We start from the raw sequence: 19187 nt of genomic DNA, 5'->3' as shown, positions 1-19187 counted from the left end.
CGTTACTGCAAACTTGCAACGCTCATTCGCGTCGGGACAGTAGAGTAGTGATAAAACAAGGGGATTCTTCATGTGTTTTCCCCGACGAGAAAGTTGATTTTCACCTTATTAGCAATAACGGTCGAGCTATTCTTCACGTATCTTCCCTGATGCAAAAGCCAAAATTATATGCTTAATCCCCTTAGTTTGTCGGGTGAGCCATAATTACCCCCTACAGACAAGGTTTGTGGCCATGGATATTTTTTCCATCTATCCTCCCCCGAGGCGTGCTCTTTCTTTCCCATACCGGTAGTGTCCTGTTATTTTAAACCGGAACAGACAGTCTTCCAACACCTGTCCCGCACCGATATTATGAACAATCAGGAAGCGCCTCCCGTCTATCGACTTCTTATTCACCACCAGCCCGATATGCGTCATCCCGTTATCGAGCACCCATGTCACAATATCTCCGGGCCGATAAGCGGAAGAATCGGAAGAAACCTTCAAAGCTTCGCCCTTACGCGCAAAGAAAACCCTCAGGTTAGGTACGCGCCGGTGATCGATATTCGTATCGGTATGTTTCATTCCCCAAAGGCGGGGATACTTCCCGAAATTGGCTTTCATATCTTCATGTACTTCTTTCTGCAAATCAATGCCGAGTTTACGATAAGCGCGAATCACGACATCGGTACATACGCCTCTGCCGGCTGGTACATCTCCATTCGGATAGTCGATCCGCACATAAGCCGGATCATAAACCACACGTTCCTTCGTAAGCAGAAGCGCCGCATCGGAGAGCTTCTCTCCGAAAGTCTTCTGCTGTCCGAATGCCGTGAGAGAACCCAGACAGATAAAAATTACGACTATAAAACGCCTCACACACATAATGCTATGCTATTTAAATGCTATGCTATTTAAATATTTATATCTGCAAACATAATCTTTCCGGCCATACTTTCTCCGGAATTCTCCTTTTTTAACTTTCAATGCAGTGTCGGCTCATCCTGAGCGTTCTACTTTTAGAACTTACAGATACGCCTCCTTTGAGAAATATCTTATTCCGGACTAATACCTTGATTCTCTCTCAAAGCGCTTCTTTATTTTCATAAAAAACGTATAAATAATAGTTTTATATAAAAATACATTTAAAAGAAACGCCTGTTATAATAGCATAAGCAACAAATCAGTTACATTTGCAACGAAATTAAAGAATAATTAATTAAGAAAAAAGAATGAAGAATTTAAAGATGATTTATGTAAGTGCTTTTACTTTTTTGGCACTTAGTCTGAATGTAATGTTATCCTCCTGCGGAAAAGGTGGAGTAGGAATTGATGAAAAAGAGTTGAATGAAAAAGAATTGAACAAGAAGGTTGAAACAGAAAACTCTCAAGAGTTGGAGCAAGGAAAAGAAGAAGATACAGAAAACAATAAAGACAACCGGAATGAGTGGAGGGCACTCTATCCCAACATTGCACCGTTTATCGACCATTCGCAAGAATTGCAGCGTGGCTTGCTATCAGAAAGTTCGATTAGTAAAGAAGAATTGCTTAAGGTAATTCAAGAATGGGAAGACCTGAATGAGGAAATGAAGAAGCTTCAGCGACCGCTACCCCTTTTTCCCGAATATTCGGTGCAGATCAAACGCTGGATTGCCGTTTCCATAGCATATTCGGAAAAAGAATATAACGCCAAATATGAGACATCGGACGCTTCTTCAATCATAAGTTCATATAAAGATTTTCACGATGCCGTCGTATATGCAAAAATCAATTTCTTATTTGTAAAAGCTCATCAGATCAAGGAAACATTGGCAAACTCTCATCCGGACTTATCGACTTTGGCACAAAACTTTATCGGGAAAATTAAGGATGTCGAATACGTGAAACATGAAGGAACCAAGTTTGTGAAGGTAAAAAAAGAAGAGGAATTAGTGAAGCTATTCAACGATTCCTTTGGAAAGCCTTATAACCAAATGATCGAACAAGTAAAAGCCGGATTGAACAACAAGCAATAAGCTTCTGTCGTTATGAGTAGGAGCAAAAAGAGAAGAACTCACAGATTGAACAACGAGCAATAAGCTCCTGCCGTTATGAGTAGGAGCAAAAAGAGAAGAACTCACAGATTGAACAACAAGCAATAAGCTCCTGTCGTTATAGGTAAGAGCAAAAAGAGAAGGGCTCACAGATTGAACGACGAGCAATAAGCTCTTGTCGTTATAGGTAAGAGCAAAAAGAGAAGAACTCACAGAGCGAACAACGAGCAATGAGTTCCTGTCGTTATGAGTAGGAGCAAAAAGAGAAGAGCTCACAGATTGAACAACGAGCAATAAGCTCCTGCCGGCGTATATGAGAGAATGATTGGGCGGAATTCTCCGAAAGGATTCTAAAAGAAAGTAACTCTTGCTTTCACAATCACCGTGAAGCTATAAAACCTTCGGAAGCAGGCTTTCCGGAAATCCGGAGCTTTTGGAGAAGCTTTCCATAATACCGTTCAATCAGTATCTACAAACCTTATCACAAACGCGGGTTGACATGTATGTATACAAATAGAAACTCTCTGTATACATGCACGTTAACTCGCGTTCGGCATAATAAAAAATGATTCTTAATTTGCCGGATGCACTATCTTTTCAGACCGGTAATAGGTTTAAAAACAAAAAACTTTCTTATTTTTGTATGAACCATTGCCAAAGAGTCAACCGACAGTCCGGAATCGTATCGAATCGCGTTATTCTCCCGACTCTCCAACTTGATAGATCCGCGGTTGGAGAAATCATGGGATGTTTCATTGCCCGTTTAATGATAAAAGCCGATAATCGGTGTGACCTGTTCTACAGCTTCAGAATTCTTATGCCTTATAAACAAAATGAATCACTTAATACTTAAAATACTTTCTCTTCTTCTGTTGCTTGGCGGAAGTGCAGGGATACTCCGGGCACAACCTCCTTACTACTATTACAAACAGCTCGGTATAGGTGAAGGCCTTTCGCAATCGAGAGTACAATGCATACTGAACGACCACAGGGGCTATCTATGGGTCGGCACGGAGTCGGGGCTGAACTGCTACGACCGCGACCATCTGAAACAATACCTTCATCAGCCGGGAAACGAGAAAACCCTTCCGGCCAATAACATATTCTTCATCGCAGAAGACTCTCTCTACAACCTTTGGGTAGGCACAACCACGGGAATCTGTCTGTACGACAGGGAGAATGACTGCTTTAAGACCTTGCGGAACAACGGCAAGCCCGTTTTTGTCGCCTCCTGTCTCCGGGTAGAAGGCGGAATGCTACTGGCCGGGTCGGGATCCATCTACAAGTATGCCTACGACAACAAAGAGATCGAAGCTTTATACTATGCCAGCGATCCCGCTTTCTATACCCCTTTTTGGCAGATGGAGCGTTGCGACAACGAGCAAGTACTGCTCAATTCGCGCTGGCACGGCATTTATTCGTTCAACCTGAAAACTCATGAGCTTAAAAAAATCGACTCCTTTACGGAAAAGAATTACACCTGCATGTACCTCGACTCGCGGAAAAGACTTTGGATAAGCTCTTATGGCAACGGACTGTATTGTTACGAAAACAACAAATTGCTGAAACACTTTACCACATCGAACTCTCCGCTGACGTATGATGTGATACACGATATCACGGAAAGGGAAAATCAACTCTGGGTGGCGACAGACGGCGGGGGAATCAATATTATCTCTACGAACGACTTCTCATTCACCCATATCCACCGGATGCAGGACGACGTGCATTCATTCCCCGCAAACACCATTTATCGCCTTTACTCAGACCCGGCGAACAATATGTGGGCAGGTAGCATCCGGCACGGACTCATCGGTATAAAGAACGTATATGCGCGCTCCTTCCGGAACGTACCTTTCGGCAATCTGTACGGACTGAGCAACCAGACCATCAACAGTTTTTTTCAGGATGAGGAAGGGATGATCTGGATCGGAACGGATGGCGGCGGCATCAACCGTTTCGATCCGGTAACAGAAACATTCAAGCACTACCCTGCCACACAACACGAAAAAGTTGTCTCCATCGTAGCTTATACGCCCGACGAGCTACTGTTCTTTTCTTTCAACAGAGGGCTGTTCGTTTTCAACAAACATACTGGGCAGATGCGCCCTTTCATACTGATGAACAAAGAGATGAACGATAAAACCTGTATCAACGGCTTTTCCGTCAACATTGAAAGAATAGCGAAGCATAAGATTCTCTTCAGCGCCCAGCACATCTTCGTGTACGACACCCGGACCCGGAAGTTCGACATCGTAGCCAGTATGAGAAAGGACTATGAAAGAAACTCACCATTGGTTATCAAGACTGTCGGAACCCAAACATATCTTTCCGATTTAAAGAATATTTGTGTGTACGACTCTTCGGATAAGAGTTTCCAAACAATTTATCGGGGAGAACACATCATCAACGACGCATGTATGGACAGCAACGAAATCTTTTGGCTGGCTTCTGCCGAAGGGTTGGTACGCTACAATCCCCAAACAGGAAAAAGCGAGTTGATACAAACCGGCTTGTTTCAGGAAGCCACTTCGGTGGTGGCCGACAGTCGGAACCGGATATGGATCGGAACAAGACGCCATTTGTATGTCTACTCTTCGCTTACCCATAATTTCGTCAAGCTGGACGAGGTAGACGGGGTGTTGCCGAACGAATACATTTTCCACGCAACCCTTCCGGCTAAGAATGGGGACATCTTTATGGGAGGCACTACGGGCATGACGGTGATAAACGCCTCCGTTCACTTCGACGCCGATGCCGGGCATGCGATAGAACTGCTGGATGTGCTCTTGAACGGCTTGCCGGTATCGCTTGGTGAGGAATCCGGCAGAACTTCCGGAACCATAGAGATTCCCTGGAACTTTTCTTCTTTACAGTTGAAGGTGTTGCTGAAAGAAGATGATGTGTTCCGCAAGAACATCTTCCGCTTCAGTATCGACGGGCTCGATCCGGGCTTGCCGATATCCGGGTCCAACTCTCTGGTCATCAATCACCTTCCCATAGGAGAGTATGCCATAAACGCCTCCTATTATACACGAAGCGGCGAATGGAGTCCGAAACAGCAGGTTCTTTATCTCATCGTCACTCCTCCCTGGTGGAAGACAGGATGGTTTTATGCAGCATTAATCTTGCTGACCGCCCTGCTGGTCTACGGCACCGCGTATTTCTTCTACCGAAAGAAAAGAACCCGGCAAAAACAAGAAATCATTCGGCTGAAAAACAAAATGTATGAAGAGAAAATCAATTTCCTCACAAACATCAGTCACGAACTTCGCACTCCTCTCACTCTGATTTGCGCACCCTTGAAGCGAATCATCGACCGGGAGCCGGAAAATAAGAGCATGGAGAATCAGCTGGTCCCTATCTACAAACAAGCCCGGCAGATGAAGAATATCATAGATATGGTACTGGACGTAAGAAAACTGGAAGAAGGAAAGGATGTATTGCATATCCTGCCTCACCTTCTGAACGAATGGGTACGGTCGGTCGGCGATAAATTCGCTCTTGAATACGAAGTGAAAGGCATCAAGCTGGTTTATGAGTTGGACGAGCGGATAGGTAAAGTTCCTTTTGATAAAAACAAGTGTGAGTTCGTTCTTTCCAACTTCCTGATGAATGCGTTGAAGTTCAGTGATTCAGGCAGCACTACCACGTTGGTCACCACTCTTTCGCAAGAGGGAGACCGGGTACGGGTTTCCGTAAAAGACGAAGGAATGGGACTGAATATGGTAAATACGGACTCTTTATTTTCCAGCTTCTATCAAGGGGAACATGACAAGGGTGGCAGCGGCATCGGATTGTCGTATGCAAAAAGTCTCATAACCCACCACAGAGGACATATAGGCGCGTTGAACGCTCCCGGAAGAGGCGCCGTGTTTTACTTCGAACTGCCTGTCGTAACCCATGCGGGCGAAGCGGCAATCAACGCTTTTGCGGAAACGCCGTCAGACGTCGAAACGAAAGAGCCATACGACATAGACCTTGCCTTTTTACGAAAATTCGCCGTATTGATAGTCGAAGATACGGCTGAATTACGAGGTTATCTGAAGGATACGCTGAGCGATTACTTCGACCGTGTATATACCGCAAAAGACGGTAAAGACGGACTGGAACAAATCAAAGAGCGATTGCCGGATATCATTATCAGCGATGTAATGATGCCCCGCATGAACGGCTTCGAGCTCTGCCGGCAAGTGAAGACGGACCTCGACATCAGCCATATCCCTTTTATCTTATTGACAGCTTACCATGATTCGCAAAACATGTATACCGGCTACAAAACAGGAGCCGACGCTTTTCTGCCGAAACCTTTCGAGGCAGACGGCTTATTGGCCTTGATCAACAATCTGCTGAAACAACGCGAACAAGTCAGGAAAAGATATAAAGAGAACAACCTGCTCACACATAAAGAGATGAGCTTCAGCAATGCGGATGAGAGCTTTCTTTTGAAGCTCGACACCCTTATAGCAGAACACATGAGCGACCCGAAACTCAACGTCGCCTTTCTGGCCGCCAACATGTGCGTCAGCCGTTCCCTGCTGTTCAACAAAGTCAAGGCCATCACGGGAATGGGCATCGTGGATTATGTGAACAAGCAGCGCATTGAAAAATCAATCGTGCTGCTCACAACAACCTCGATGAATATTACCGAAATATCGGAAATGACGGGATTCTCCTCCTTGCGCTATTTCAGCAAGGTTTTTAAATCGATGAAAGGAGAAACGCCCTCCGCATACAGGAAACAAGACAAAAAGGAATAATGAGAAAAGGCTTCGAACGGCAAGAGATACATCCTGTACGCAAACCACGAAACAGTAAGGCCGGGATAAATGTCTGTGAGGATGACCTCGTCAAGCAGAGTACGCTAACCACGAAACAGCAAGGCCGGGAAATGGCGGAAAGTATGCACAGATTTGTGTTTCAACCGAAAAAAGTCGTTATCTTTGCATGTTTGTAACTCGGAAACAACAAAATACACACTCAATAAATGGAAAAGCAATTCAAAAGAACCACCGTGACATCGGCACTTCCGTATGCCAACGGTCCCGTTCACATCGGTCATCTGGCCGGTGTATATGTACCCGCGGATATCTATGTACGCTATCTGCGCCTGAAGAAAGAAGACGTGTTGTTCATCGGCGGATCGGACGAGCACGGAGTGCCCATCACCATCCGTGCCAAGAAAGAAGGAGTCACGCCGCAAGATGTGGTAGACCGCTATCACACGCTCATCAAGAAATCGTTCGAAGAGTTCGGAATTTCATTCGATGTATACAGCCGTACTACCTCGCCGACTCATCACCGGCTGGCTTCGGATTTTTTCAAAACATTGTACGAGAAAGGCGAATTCGTTGAAAAAACATCGGAACAGTACTACGACGAAGAGGCGGGTCAATTTCTTGCCGACCGCTACATCATCGGCGAATGCCCGCACTGCCACTCGGAAGGAGCCTACGGAGACCAATGCGAAAAGTGCGGAACTTCTCTCTCGCCTACCGATCTGATCAACCCCAAAAGCGCCATCAGCGGAAGCAAACCGGTGATGAAAGAGACCAAACACTGGTATCTCCCGCTCGACAAGCACGAAGGATGGCTCCGCCAATGGATACTGGAAGACCATAAGGAATGGCGTCCCAACGTATACGGACAATGTAAGAGCTGGCTCGACATGGGCTTGCAACCGCGTGCCGTGAGCCGCGACCTCGACTGGGGGATTCCTGTTCCCGTAGAAGGCGCCGAAGGAAAAGTGTTGTATGTATGGTTCGACGCACCTATCGGATACATTTCGAATACGAAGGAGCTGCTTCCCGACAGCTGGGAGACTTGGTGGAAAGACCCTGAAACACGCCTCGTTCATTTCATCGGCAAAGACAATATCGTGTTCCACTGCATCGTGTTCCCTGCCATGCTGAAAGCCGAAGGAAGCTACATTTTGCCGGACAATGTGCCCAGCAACGAGTTCTTGAATCTGGAGGGCGACAAGATCTCCACCTCACGCAACTGGGCTGTATGGCTGCACGAGTATCTGACCGACTTCCCCGGCAAGCAGGATGTGCTTCGTTATGTGCTCACTGCCAACGCTCCGGAAACAAAGGACAATGATTTTACGTGGAAGGACTTTCAGGCCCGCAACAACAACGAGCTGGTGGCGGTATACGGCAACTTCGTGAACCGTGCCATGGTGTTGACACAGAAATATTTCAACGGATGTGTGCCGGTCTGCGGCGAACTGACGGAGTACGACCGGGAAACACTGAAAGAGTTTGCCGACGTAAAAGCCGAAGTGGAGAAACTGCTCGATGTATTCAAGTTCCGCGACGCGCAGAAAGAGGCCATGAATCTGGCACGTATCGGGAACAAGTACCTTGCCGATACCGAACCGTGGAAGCTGGCTAAAACAGATATGGAGCGTGTGGGCACCATCCTGAACATCTCTCTGCAGTTGGTTGCCAACCTTGCCATCGCTTTCGAACCGTTCTTGCCTTTCAGTTCGGAAAGACTTCGCAAAATGCTGAATATGGACAATTTCGAATGGGGCGAACTCGGACGAAGCGACCTGCTGCCGGTGGGACATCAGCTGAACAAGCCGGAACTCCTGTTCGAAAAGATCGAAGACGCTACCATCGAAGCGCAAGTGCAAAAACTGCTCGATACCAAAAAAGCCAACGATGAAGCCAACCATAAAGCAAATCCCGTAAGGGCAAACATCGAGTTCGATGATTTCCTGAAGCTGGATATCCGCGTGGGAACAGTGCTCGAATGCCAAAAAGTGCCGAAGGCGGACAAGCTGCTTCAATTCAAGATAGACGACGGGCTGGAGACGCGCACCATTGTTTCGGGCATCGCCAAATATTACGCTCCGGAAGAACTGACAGGCAAGCAGGTTTGCTTCATCGCCAACCTGCCGCCGCGCAAACTGAAAGGTATTGTCAGCGAAGGAATGATTCTGAGCGCCGAAAATCACGACGGCAGCCTGGCCGTTATCATGCCGGGAAAGGAGGTAAAGCCGGGCAGTGAAGTAAAATAACGAAATGACGGAACAGTCACTGAAACAAAAAACAGCCAGAGGACTCTTCTGGGGAGGATTCAGCAACGGCGTTCAGCAATTGCTGAATCTTCTCTTCGGTATTGTTCTTGCCCGCCTGCTGGACGATACCGACTATGGAATGATCGGCGTGCTTGCCATCTTTATGGCTGTGGCAAACACGCTTCAGGAAAGCGGATTCACCGCCGCCCTCGCCAATAAGCGAAACATTACCCACGAAGATTACAACGCTGTCTTTTGGTTCAGCCTGCTCATGGGAACAGGCATGTACATCGTACTGTTCTTCTCCGCTCCGCTGATAGCCCGCTTCTTCAAAGCCCCCGAACTGGTTCCGCTTTCCCGCTACCTGTTTCTGGGTTTTGTTTTTTCAAGTTCCGCCACAGCGCACAGCGCCTACTTATTCCGGAATCTGATGGTGAAGCAGAAAGCCATCTCACAGATTCCTTCCCTCATCCTGTCGGGAACGGTCGGCATCCTGATGGCATACCACGGAATGTCTTATTGGGGCATCGCCACACAAAGCCTCGTTTATATCGGAACCATCAATCTTTGCTTCTGGTACTTCTCTCCGTGGAGGCCAACTTTCAAAATAAACTTCCGCCCGATTAAAGAGATGTTCGGATTCAGCAGCAAGATTCTTGTGACGAACATCTTCCTTCAAATCAACAACAACCTGCTTTCCACCATATTGGGACGCTTCTATTCGAAAGCGGAGGTGGGAACCTACACCCAGTCGAACAAATGGACAGCCATGGGGTTCTCACTGATCGGAGGCATGGTAAACAGCGTCGCGCAACCCGTACTCGCCGAAGTATCCAACGACAACGAGCGGCAGCAGAACGTGCTGCGGAAGATGTTGCGCTTTACCGCGTTCCTGTCTTTTCCCGCCATGTTCGGACTGGCGCTGATTTCGGAAGAGTTCATCATCATCACCATCACCGAGAAATGGGCTGCCTGTATTCCCGTTCTTCAAGCGCTTTGTTTATGGGGCGCATTCGTTCCCGTCACCAACCTCTATTCGAATCTGATCCTCAGCAAAGGGAAATCCGATATTTACATGTGGAATACCATCGCGCTGAGCCTGCTTCAGTTAGGCGTGATGCTTGCCGCCCACCCCTACGGCCTTCAAACAATGATTCTCTTGTTTGTGCTCATCAATGTGGGATGGCTGGGCGTCTGGCAATATTTCGTATGGAAACTCACCGGGCTCAGCGTATGGAAAGCGATGAAAGACATTCTTCCGTTCGCGCTGATTGCCGCCGCCACGATGATTGCCACCTATTATATCACGATGTCCATCGGCAACAGATACCTGATGCTGGGAGCTAAAATACTGACGGCGGCCGCCATCTACACATTCGCCATGTGGATAAGCCATGCAGCCATCTTCAGAGAGGTAATAGCCTACATCCGCCGGAAAAGCCCGGTATAAATAAACGAACCGGAACGATCCGATCGAGCTCCGGTTCCATTCAATCAATCAGTAAAAGAAGAAAGGAAAAGCCATGCCAACCGTTCAGAACTACATCGCCACCTGGTTTTACAAAGAATCGAAAGAGGAAGCCAGTTTCTATCCGCAAGCCGGAAAAACCGGAGATTCGGAGCTGGTGCATTCCATCTACATGCAGATACAGGTCCCGTTCTTTACCACGTTCAGACATTACAACCCGGACGCGAAGCTGCTGTTCTTCACCAACGTAGAGCAATTGCCTCATTATCTGGACGAACTGTTTGCCGGGCTCGATGTCGAAATCGTTCGCCTTCCTTACCGGTGCATCCCCCCAAAAGGATGGTACAAAGCATGGAGAAACCAGTTCTACCTGTACGATATATGGCAATATATGGGCGGGCGGATGCAGGCGGCCGACAACCTGCTGATATGCGATGCCGACTGTCTGTGCACCACCTCCCTGACGCCTTTGTTTGAAGAAGCCTCCGCTTGCGGAAGCGCGCTGTACGAGTTTACAACCGATGCCGGGACGATGGTAAACGGCATCACGCTGAAAGAGATGAACGAGCTTTACGAAGCCTGCTACGGCGAGAAGCCCTCGACTCCCCTGTACTATTACGGCGGCGAGTTCATCGTTCTTCGCGGCGACAAGGTGAAAGCGGTGAATGAAGCTTACCGCCCGCTTTGGGAATACAACCTGCAACTCTTTGCCGATGCACGCCCGAAGCTGAATGAAGAGGCTTTGTTCTTCAGCGTATTGGCAGAGCGCCTCCACATCCGCAACGACATTGCCAACCGATACACCAAACGTATGTGGACTTCCCCCCGATTCAACAATGTGAAAGAGGGTGACGAATCGCTTGCCGTATGGCATCTGCCTTACGAGAAGAAGCGCGGGCTGTATTATCTTTACCGGCTCTTGCGCAAGCAACCTCTCATTGCCGACGAAAAAGCCTTTTGGAAAAAAGCCGCTTTCTACACCGGCATTCCGAGAATCAGCGCGCGCAAGAAGCTGAAAGACCTGCAAACCGCTCTGTGGCAAAAAATAAGATTCTAACAACGAAAAAAGAAAAATGAGAATACTCGCAATCATCGTATCGTACAACTTCGAACGCTGGATAGACCGATGTCTGGGAAGCATCCGCGAAAGCGAACACCCCGCCGACGTGGTGGTGATAGACAACGCTTCGCACGACCGCACGCCGGAATTGATAGCCGCCCGCTATCCGGAGGTGCGCCTCATACGCAGCCCGAAGAATCTGGGGTTCGGGAAAGCCAACAACATCGGCATGAAGATTGCTCTCGAAGAAGGGTATGACGCTGTTTTTCTGCTGAATCAAGACGCCTGGGTAGATAAAAAGACAATCGGGACACTGGCACGGATGCTCCGCCGTCAACCGGCATACGGCATACTCTCTCCCGTTCATCTGACGGGCAACGGCGACAAACCCGATCCGGGATTCGCCCAATACGCCCGGATTTTCTCCTTAGAAGATTTGCCCAAAGAAGAAAAAATAACCGACGTCCCCTTCGTCAATGCCGCTTTCTGGATGATTCCGGCCGATGTGCTACGCACCGTAGGCGGTTTCTCTTCGCTGTTTTATCATTACGGCGAAGACAAAGACTACATCAACCGCCTCAGCTTCCACGGTTACCGGACAGGCTACGTGCCTACCGTATGCGGTTGCCACGACCGCGAATACAGAGAAGTCACCCGCAAGGCCTTTCTCCGCTCCGAACAAGTATATCTGCTTTCGGAGTATGCCAACATCAACCATTCTCTTGGGAAAGCCTTCGGATACGGAGTGTTGGCAGGAATAAAAAAAGCGGCGGAAGCGCTCGCCAAAGGGGAGTTCTCCAATGCCGGAGTCTTTCTCTCCATCAGCGGTGAACTGCTTCTCCGGAGCAGAGCAATCATGCAGGTGCGGAAAGCCGTGCGTCAACCCTCTCCTCACTTCATACGGCAGGCAGAACTTCCGTCGTCCTGCTCCGATGAAGGCAAAAACGAAGAATCCACCTTGTCGAACCCGAAATATAAAAACCGATGACGACTCTATCTCCCATCCTTCTGTTTGTCTACAACCGCCCCGAACATACGCGCCGTTGCATTGCCGCGCTGAAAGCAAACGCTCCGGCGGCACAAAGCATGCTGTTCGTCTACTCCGACGCCGCACGCTCACCGGAAAACCGCGAAGCGGTGGAAGCCACCCGTCAGTTCATTCGCAGCATCGACGGATTCGCGTCGGTCACTATCATCGAACGGACAGAGAATTGGGGCTTGGCAAAGAACGTGATAGACGGGGTGACGACACAGGTGAAACGCTTCGGACGTGTCATCGTGCTGGAAGACGATTTAATCGTGGCGCCTTACTTCCTGCAATTCATGAACGACGCGCTGGAAACCTATCGGGACGAACCGCGCGTGGGACACATACAAGCCTGCGATTTCACCAAAGAACCTTCGCTGCCCGATACCTTTTATATCAAATGGACGGGAAGCTGGGGATGGGGAACTTGGGAAAGGGCGTGGCGGCTCTTCAACCCCGACGGGAAAGAACTGCTGCGCCAACTGGAAGAGCGGAAGCTCACCCGCACGTTCGACTTCGACGGTACGTACGGATTTACACGCATGTTGCGCAGGCAGATAGAAGGAAAAAACAATTCATGGGCCATCCGCTGGAACGCCAGCCTGTTTCTCGCCGACGTGCTATCGCTCAATACCGGTCGCTCTCTCGTACGGAACATCGGGTTCGACGGCAGCGGAACGCACTGCGGAAGTGAAGGACTATACGACTCCGACCTTTGGATGCAGCCTTTGCCGGTAGAGAAACTGCTTCCGGTGGAAGAGAACAAGGAAGCCCGGAGGGTATTCGCCCGCTACTACCACCGCACCAATTCGTTCCTGCCCAAAGCCATCAGAAGGATAAAACGAACGCTGAAAGGAGATTTCGGGGCGTAAAACTCTCGATTAAGCATAAAAAAGAGTACTTTTGCCTAAACTTTCTTCCGAACATTATGAGGGTACTCATCATCAATACGTCCGAACGGACAGGCGGCGCGGCGGTAGCTGCCGGTCGTCTGCTGGAAGCGCTGAAGAACAACGGCGTAAAAGCCAAAATGCTGGTACGCGACAAGCAGACCGACCGCCCCAGTGTGGTGGAGATTAACCGCAATTGGTTGCAAGTATGGCGGTTTGTGTGGGAACGTGTCGTGATCTGGAAAGCCAACCGCTTCCGGCGAAACAACCTTTTTGCGGTGAGCATCGCCAATACGGGTACGGACATCACTTCGCTGCCGGAGTTTCAGCAAGCCGACATCATTCATCTGCACTGGATCAATCAAGGGATGCTTGCGCTGACCGATATTCGCAGCATATTGGAAACGGGAAAGGCGGTAGTGTGGACGATGCACGACATGTGGCCCTGCACGGGAATCTGCCACCATGCCCGCGAATGCACCCGTTATGAAGAAGAATGCCGGCACTGCCCTTTCCTGTATGGAGGAGGAAGCAGGAAAGACTTGTCGACACGCATATTCCGGAAAAAGAAAAAGCTGTACGAAGCGGCTCCCGTCACATTCGTCGCATGCAGCCGTTGGCTCGAAGAGAAAGCAAAAGCGAGCGCACTGCTCGCAGGTCATCGCATTGTCAGCATTCCGAACGCCATCAATACGAATTTGTTCAAGCCGCACGATAAGAAAGAAGCCCGCCGCAGATGCAACCTTCCTTCAGAAGGGAAACTGCTCCTTTTCGGTTCCGTAAAGATTACCGACAAACGAAAAGGGATAGACTATCTGATCGAATCGTGCAAGCTGCTGGCCGAACAGCATCCCGAATGGAAGGAGTCGCTGAATGTCGTTGCATTCGGCAACCGGTCGGAAGAACTTCAAGACCTGCTCCCTTTCCGTGTACACGCATTGCCGTATGTGAAAAACGAACACGAGCTGGCGGATATTTACAATGCCGTCGACCTCTTCGTGACTCCTTCGCTCGAAGAAAACCTGCCTAACATGATTATGGAAGCCATGGCGTGCGGCGTGCCCTGCGTAGGATTCAACACGGGAGGCATCCCCGAGATGATAGACCACCTGCACAACGGATACGTGGCGCAATACAAATCGGCGGAGGACTTCGCCAACGGCATTCACTGGGTATTGACGGAGAAGGACTACGCCGAACTCTCCGCACAGGCGTGCCGGAAGGCAATGGGCAACTATTCGGAAAGCGCGATAGCCAAAAAGTACATCAACATATACAACCAAATAACGGGACAACATGAGTGACAACCGGACTAAAGCCCCCATATTCTCCATCATCACGGTGACCTACAATGCCGGACAGGTGCTGGAACCGACCATACGGAGCGTAATGTCGCAGACGTATCCGCACGTGGAGTACATCATCGTAGACGGGGCTTCGAAAGACAATACCCTCGCCTTGATAGAGAAATACCGGGAGCGGATACAGACCGTGGTAAGCGAACCGGACAAAGGCCTGTATGACGCAATGAACAAAGGAATCGCCCTTGCGCACGGAGATTATCTCTGTTTCCTGAACGCGGGCGACTGCTTTCACTCGGAGCATACGCTGCAAGAGATGGCGGACAGCCTGCCCGACGGAGCGTTGCCCGATGTGTTATATGGAGAAACCGCCATTGTAGACGCGAACCGGAATTTCCTGCACATGCGCCGTCTGTCGGCTCCCGAACGGCTTACATGGAGAAGTTTCAAGCAAGGAATGGTGGTTTGCCATCAGTCCTTTTTCCCGAAACGCGCGCTGGCGGAGTCGTACGATCTGAAGTATCGCTTCTCTGCCGATGTAGACTGGTGCATCCGCATCATGAAGAAAGCCCGACTGCTGCATCATACGCACGTCATCATAGTCGATTACCTCGACGAAGGAATGACTACCCGCAACCGCCGCGCTTCGCTGAAAGAACGTTTCCACATCATGGTGAAACATTACGGATGGGCGAGCACGCTGGCGCATCACGCATGGTTCGTGTTGCGGGTAATCGTCAAAAGGAAGTAGCGCAAGCTCGGCGACGAAAGCTCATCTGCTTTTCCGAATGCCCGGTTTAGGAGACATCAAAGGCATCGCGTCGCCCATCAAGTTCCCCAACCGCAGTGTTCCTTCTATGGCAACAGGATCGACCTCAGTTCCGCCATACCTTCCGAAGCTCCTTTGGCTATCACGTGCACCCTTCTCGACGAATGCGTATCCACCGGCTTAGGGTCGATGAGATAAACTTCCGCTTCATGCGGGACATAATGCAGCAGACCGGCGGCGGGATACACATTGAGCGACGTGCCGATGATGACGAACACGTCGGCTTTCTCCACATAGCGAATGGCGGTCTCTATTTCGGGCACGGCCTCGCCGAACCACACGATAAACGGTCGCAGTTGCGTTCCGTCGCCCGCAAGGTCGCCAATCTTCACTTCATACTCCTCAGGCTTCAGCTCCTTCACGTAACGCGGATTATACGGGTCGCGGCTCGAACACACCTTCGTCAGCTCGCCGTGCAGATGAATGACGTGAGAGCTTCCCGCCTTTTCGTGAAGATTATCCACGTTCTGCGTCACCACCGTCACACGGAAGTCCTTCTCCAATTCCGCCACCAGCTCATGCCCCCGGTTCGGCTTCACCTCGAGCAACTGCTTCCGGCGTTCGTTGTAAAAACGAGTCACCAATGCCGGATCGCGGGCATACCCCTCAGGCGTCGCCACCTGCTCCACCGGATAACGGTCCCACAATCCGCCCGCATCGCGAAACGTACTTATTCCGCTTTCGGCGCTCATCCCCGCGCCCGACAAAACAACCAGATTTTTCATAAACAATCCTCCTGCATATTTATTGCGACATTCATTCTACACGCGAAGCTCCGCGCGCCTTCACGGCAGGCTGACCTGCCGAACGCTCACCGCCTTTGTCGGAGCACGGGCGCGAAACCATACAAATATACGCAGAAAAGGCGGAAAAAAGAAACACTTTGCGCCTTATCCGTTTCCGCCGCAACGGCCGTTCGCCTGCTTAACAAACAGCTGCTATCCGAAGTTCCAACTGCTGCTACCGATACATTCGTCATCGAATCCATCTACACTGCCTATACCCTTTTCAACATCATCCGGTTGCTACCAATATATCCGTCATTGAACAGCTTTTGTCCGAGAACGTTCGCTTCCTTAACCAACAGTAGCTATCCGAAGTTCCAACAGCTGCTATTCAATATTCCCAAAGTCCTCTTTCAATGTTTCAGCAATCCCTCTTCGGTTTCCACAGAAATGCTCGTGGCTTCCGCAGGAACGCTCGTGGGGTTCCGCCAGTTCACAACGGAAATCAATACCGTCTTCACCTCGTTTCCACAGGAATACTCATAGAGTTCCGCAGGAACGCTCTTCAATATTCCCAAACTCCCCATTCTGTGTTTCAAAAGTTTCCCATTAGTGAAACAAAAGTTTCCCATTGGGGAAACTTTATTTTCCCAAGCGGGAAACTTTTGTTTCCCCAGTGGGAAACTCGACGGGCGCTATACATACAGCAACCTGTGCATAGCAGCTTAGTATGATTGGGCATACACGGCGGAGTTTTATTCCGTCTCGATTTGCAAGCGGGCGACAGCGGAACATCAAGCAGCAACTCGACGGAGTGGGTTTTATTCCGTCTTGATTTGCAAGCGGGCGACAGCTATTCATTGTTGCGAAGTATATCGTAGTATGTTTTATTCCGTCTTGATTTGCAAGCGGGCGACAGCGCACGCAAGACGCAAATGCGAAGGGAACCAACTTTTATTCCGTCTTATTTGCAAGCGGGCCCGCCTGCGGCTAATGCGGTTTCCATTCAAGGGGGGGGCTCTTTTCTCCTTTCGGGGCGAAATAGCGAACGAAAACCCACGAACTTTCGGCGATATAAGAAATTTTAAAGACCAAATGCCGAATCATTCAAATAAAACATGTACTTTTGTCGTTCGTAAATTTGCAACCGATTGAAAGTTAAAACCATGAAGGCGAAAACTTCAATCTACAACAACAACAGAAAATGGATAAATTCAGTTATGCAATCGGGCTCGGTATCGGGCAGAACTTATTGAGCATGGGAGCCAAGGGCATCGAGGTAGACGACTTTGCACAGGCGATAAAAGACGTATTGGAGCACAACCCGACAGCAATCAGCCATCAGGAGGCCCGCGAAATAGTAAACAAATACTTCGAAGAATTGGAAACGAAGGTGAACGCCGCCAACATCGAACAAGGAAAGGCTTTTCTGGAAGAGAACAAGAAGAGGGCCGGCATCGTGACCCTGCCCAGCGGATTGCAGTACGAAGTAGTCACCGAAGGCAAAGGAAAAAAGGCAAAGGCTACCGACAAGGTAAAATGCCACTACGAAGGAACGCTGATAGACGGCACACTGTTCGACAGCTCGGTGAAGCGCGGACAACCCGCCGTGTTCGGGGTAAACCAAGTGATTCCGGGATGGGTGGAAGCCCTCCAACTGATGCCCGAAGGTTCGAAATGGAAACTTTACATCCCTTCCGATCTGGCTTACGGAGCGCAGGGAGCCGGAGAAATGATCCCCCCGCACAGTACCCTGATATTTGAAGTCGAACTAATAGAAGTATTATAATATAAAACAAAAATTCTAAGCAACATGAAAAAAACCAGCATTTTTATGGCAATCGCAGCCGCAGCGGGACTCGCTTCCTGTACGGCTCAATCTCCGAAAGCAAACCTGAAAACAGACATCGACTCATTGTCTTACTCTATCGGTATGTCGCAGACACAGGGCCTGAAAGGCTATTTGGTCGGCCGGTTGGATGTAGACACTGCTTACATGGCAGATTTCATCAAAGGCTTGAACGAAGGAGCTTCTAAAACCAGCAAAAAAGACGTGGCTTATATGGCAGGTCTGCAAATCGGGCAGCAAATCAGCAACCAGATGATGAAGGGCATCAATCAGGAGCTGTTTGCCGGAGATTCTACCAAGACCATCAGCAAAGAGAACTTCATCGCAGGTTTCATTGCCGGAACGTTGGAGAAAACCAACGTAATGACCATGGAAGCCGCACAAGAATACACCCGCACGGCAATGGACGCCATCAAAGAAAAAGCGATGGAAGAGAAATATGCCGACAACAAAGCCGCCGGCGAGAAATTCCTCGAAGAGAACAAAGCCAAAGAAGGCGTGCAGACAACCCCGAGCGGATTGCAATACAAAGTAATCACCGAAGGTAAGGGTGAAGTTCCCGCAGACACTTGCAAGGTAAAGGTACATTATAAAGGTACGCTGATCGACGGAACAGAGTTCGACAGCTCTTACAAACGCAACGAACCTTCTACGTTCCGCGCCAACCAGGTAATCAAAGGATGGACGGAAGCCCTGACGATGATGCCCGTAGGTTCTAAATGGGAACTTTACATCCCGCAGAATCTGGCTTACGGATCGAGAGAGTCGGGACAAATCAAACCGTTCTCTACGCTTGTGTTCGAAGTGGAACTGCTGGGAATCGAAAAAGAGAAATAATAAAAACGGTTCCAGATAAGAACGAAACGAAGGGGCCGTGTCAAAACATGGAATTGGGAGAAGTTCCCTTTCATATTGATAACTACCACCCTTTCTAATCAAATAAAACAATCGCTATCATTGAGTTTTTAGCTCTTTGATAGCGATTGTTCTTTACAAATG

General features: G+C 49.2%; 14 protein-coding genes. 11 read left to right on the top strand and 3 right to left on the bottom strand.

The features are described from left to right. Positions 1-249 precede the first annotated feature (249 nt). Complete coding sequence (locus tag GGR07_RS03555) at positions 250-858, bottom strand: DUF1287 domain-containing protein (protein WP_034542762.1); 609 nt, start codon at positions 856-858, stop codon at positions 250-252. 353 nt (positions 859-1211) lie between these two features. On the opposite strand from GGR07_RS03555, the gene GGR07_RS03550 reads away from it, so the two are divergent. From GGR07_RS03550 to GGR07_RS03510, 9 genes are all read left to right on the top strand, one after another. Beyond that, on the top strand, positions 1212-1994 hold the full coding sequence (locus tag GGR07_RS03550; RefSeq protein ID WP_021644897.1) for a hypothetical protein: 783 nt from the start codon (positions 1212-1214) through the stop codon (positions 1992-1994). An 851-nt stretch (positions 1995-2845) separates the two neighbouring features. After that, positions 2846-6772, top strand: coding sequence for a two-component regulator propeller domain-containing protein (locus tag GGR07_RS03545; RefSeq protein ID WP_021644899.1), 3927 nt, complete (start codon positions 2846-2848; stop codon positions 6770-6772). Between the two features lie 227 nt (positions 6773-6999). After that, complete coding sequence (gene metG, locus GGR07_RS03540; protein WP_034542703.1) at positions 7000-9039, top strand: methionine--tRNA ligase; 2040 nt, start codon at positions 7000-7002, stop codon at positions 9037-9039. Between the two features lie 4 nt (positions 9040-9043). Further along, positions 9044-10489: a lipopolysaccharide biosynthesis protein gene (locus GGR07_RS03535; protein WP_021644902.1), complete on the top strand. Its 1446-nt coding sequence runs from the start codon at positions 9044-9046 to the stop codon at positions 10487-10489. Between the two features lie 73 nt (positions 10490-10562). Further along, a complete protein-coding gene (locus GGR07_RS03530) occupies positions 10563-11564 on the top strand; it encodes a hypothetical protein (protein WP_034542700.1) in 1002 nt (333 codons plus the stop codon). 16 nt (positions 11565-11580) lie between these two features. After that, entirely contained in the window at positions 11581-12555 is a 975-nt protein-coding gene (locus tag GGR07_RS03525; RefSeq protein WP_122056459.1) for a glycosyltransferase family 2 protein, read from the top strand. Next, positions 12552-13466 carry a glycosyltransferase gene (locus GGR07_RS03520; protein ID WP_034542698.1) on the top strand — a complete coding sequence of 305 codons (915 nt, stop codon included), beginning with the start codon at positions 12552-12554 and terminating at the stop codon, positions 13464-13466. The genes GGR07_RS03525 and GGR07_RS03520 overlap by 4 nt, the downstream gene beginning before the upstream one ends. Before the next feature lie 56 nt (positions 13467-13522). Beyond that, positions 13523-14788: a glycosyltransferase family 4 protein gene (locus tag GGR07_RS03515; RefSeq protein WP_034542696.1), complete on the top strand. Its 1266-nt coding sequence runs from the start codon at positions 13523-13525 to the stop codon at positions 14786-14788. Next, complete coding sequence (locus tag GGR07_RS03510) at positions 14781-15536, top strand: glycosyltransferase family 2 protein (protein ID WP_034542695.1); 756 nt, start codon at positions 14781-14783, stop codon at positions 15534-15536. The genes GGR07_RS03515 and GGR07_RS03510 overlap by 8 nt, the downstream gene beginning before the upstream one ends. A gap of 104 nt (positions 15537-15640) precedes the next feature. Here the strand turns inward: GGR07_RS03510 and GGR07_RS03505 are convergent, their stop codons facing one another. Beyond that, positions 15641-16339, bottom strand: a complete 699-nt coding sequence (locus tag GGR07_RS03505; protein ID WP_021644908.1) for an SIR2 family NAD-dependent protein deacylase — start codon at positions 16337-16339, stop codon at positions 15641-15643. Positions 16340-16752: 413 nt separating this feature from the next. Then, positions 16753-16971: a hypothetical protein gene (locus GGR07_RS03500; RefSeq protein WP_147298124.1), complete on the bottom strand. Its 219-nt coding sequence runs from the start codon at positions 16969-16971 to the stop codon at positions 16753-16755. A gap of 572 nt (positions 16972-17543) precedes the next feature. Here GGR07_RS03500 and GGR07_RS03495 point away from each other — a divergent pair. Beyond that, the gene (locus GGR07_RS03495; RefSeq protein WP_021644912.1) at positions 17544-18128 is read left to right on the top strand and encodes an FKBP-type peptidyl-prolyl cis-trans isomerase; all 585 of its coding nucleotides are present in this window, start codon (positions 17544-17546) and stop codon (positions 18126-18128) included. A gap of 24 nt (positions 18129-18152) precedes the next feature. Continuing rightward, positions 18153-19025, top strand: coding sequence for an FKBP-type peptidyl-prolyl cis-trans isomerase (locus GGR07_RS03490; RefSeq protein WP_021644913.1), 873 nt, complete (start codon positions 18153-18155; stop codon positions 19023-19025). Positions 19026-19187: the final 162 nt, after the last annotated feature.

Origin of the sequence: Bacteroides pyogenes, assembly GCF_014196225.1 — a bacterium.
Classification (GTDB): domain Bacteria; phylum Bacteroidota; class Bacteroidia; order Bacteroidales; family Bacteroidaceae; genus Bacteroides; species Bacteroides pyogenes_A.
Note: the sequence above shows the minus strand (reverse complement) of the source record. Positions and strands in the feature narration are given on the sequence as shown.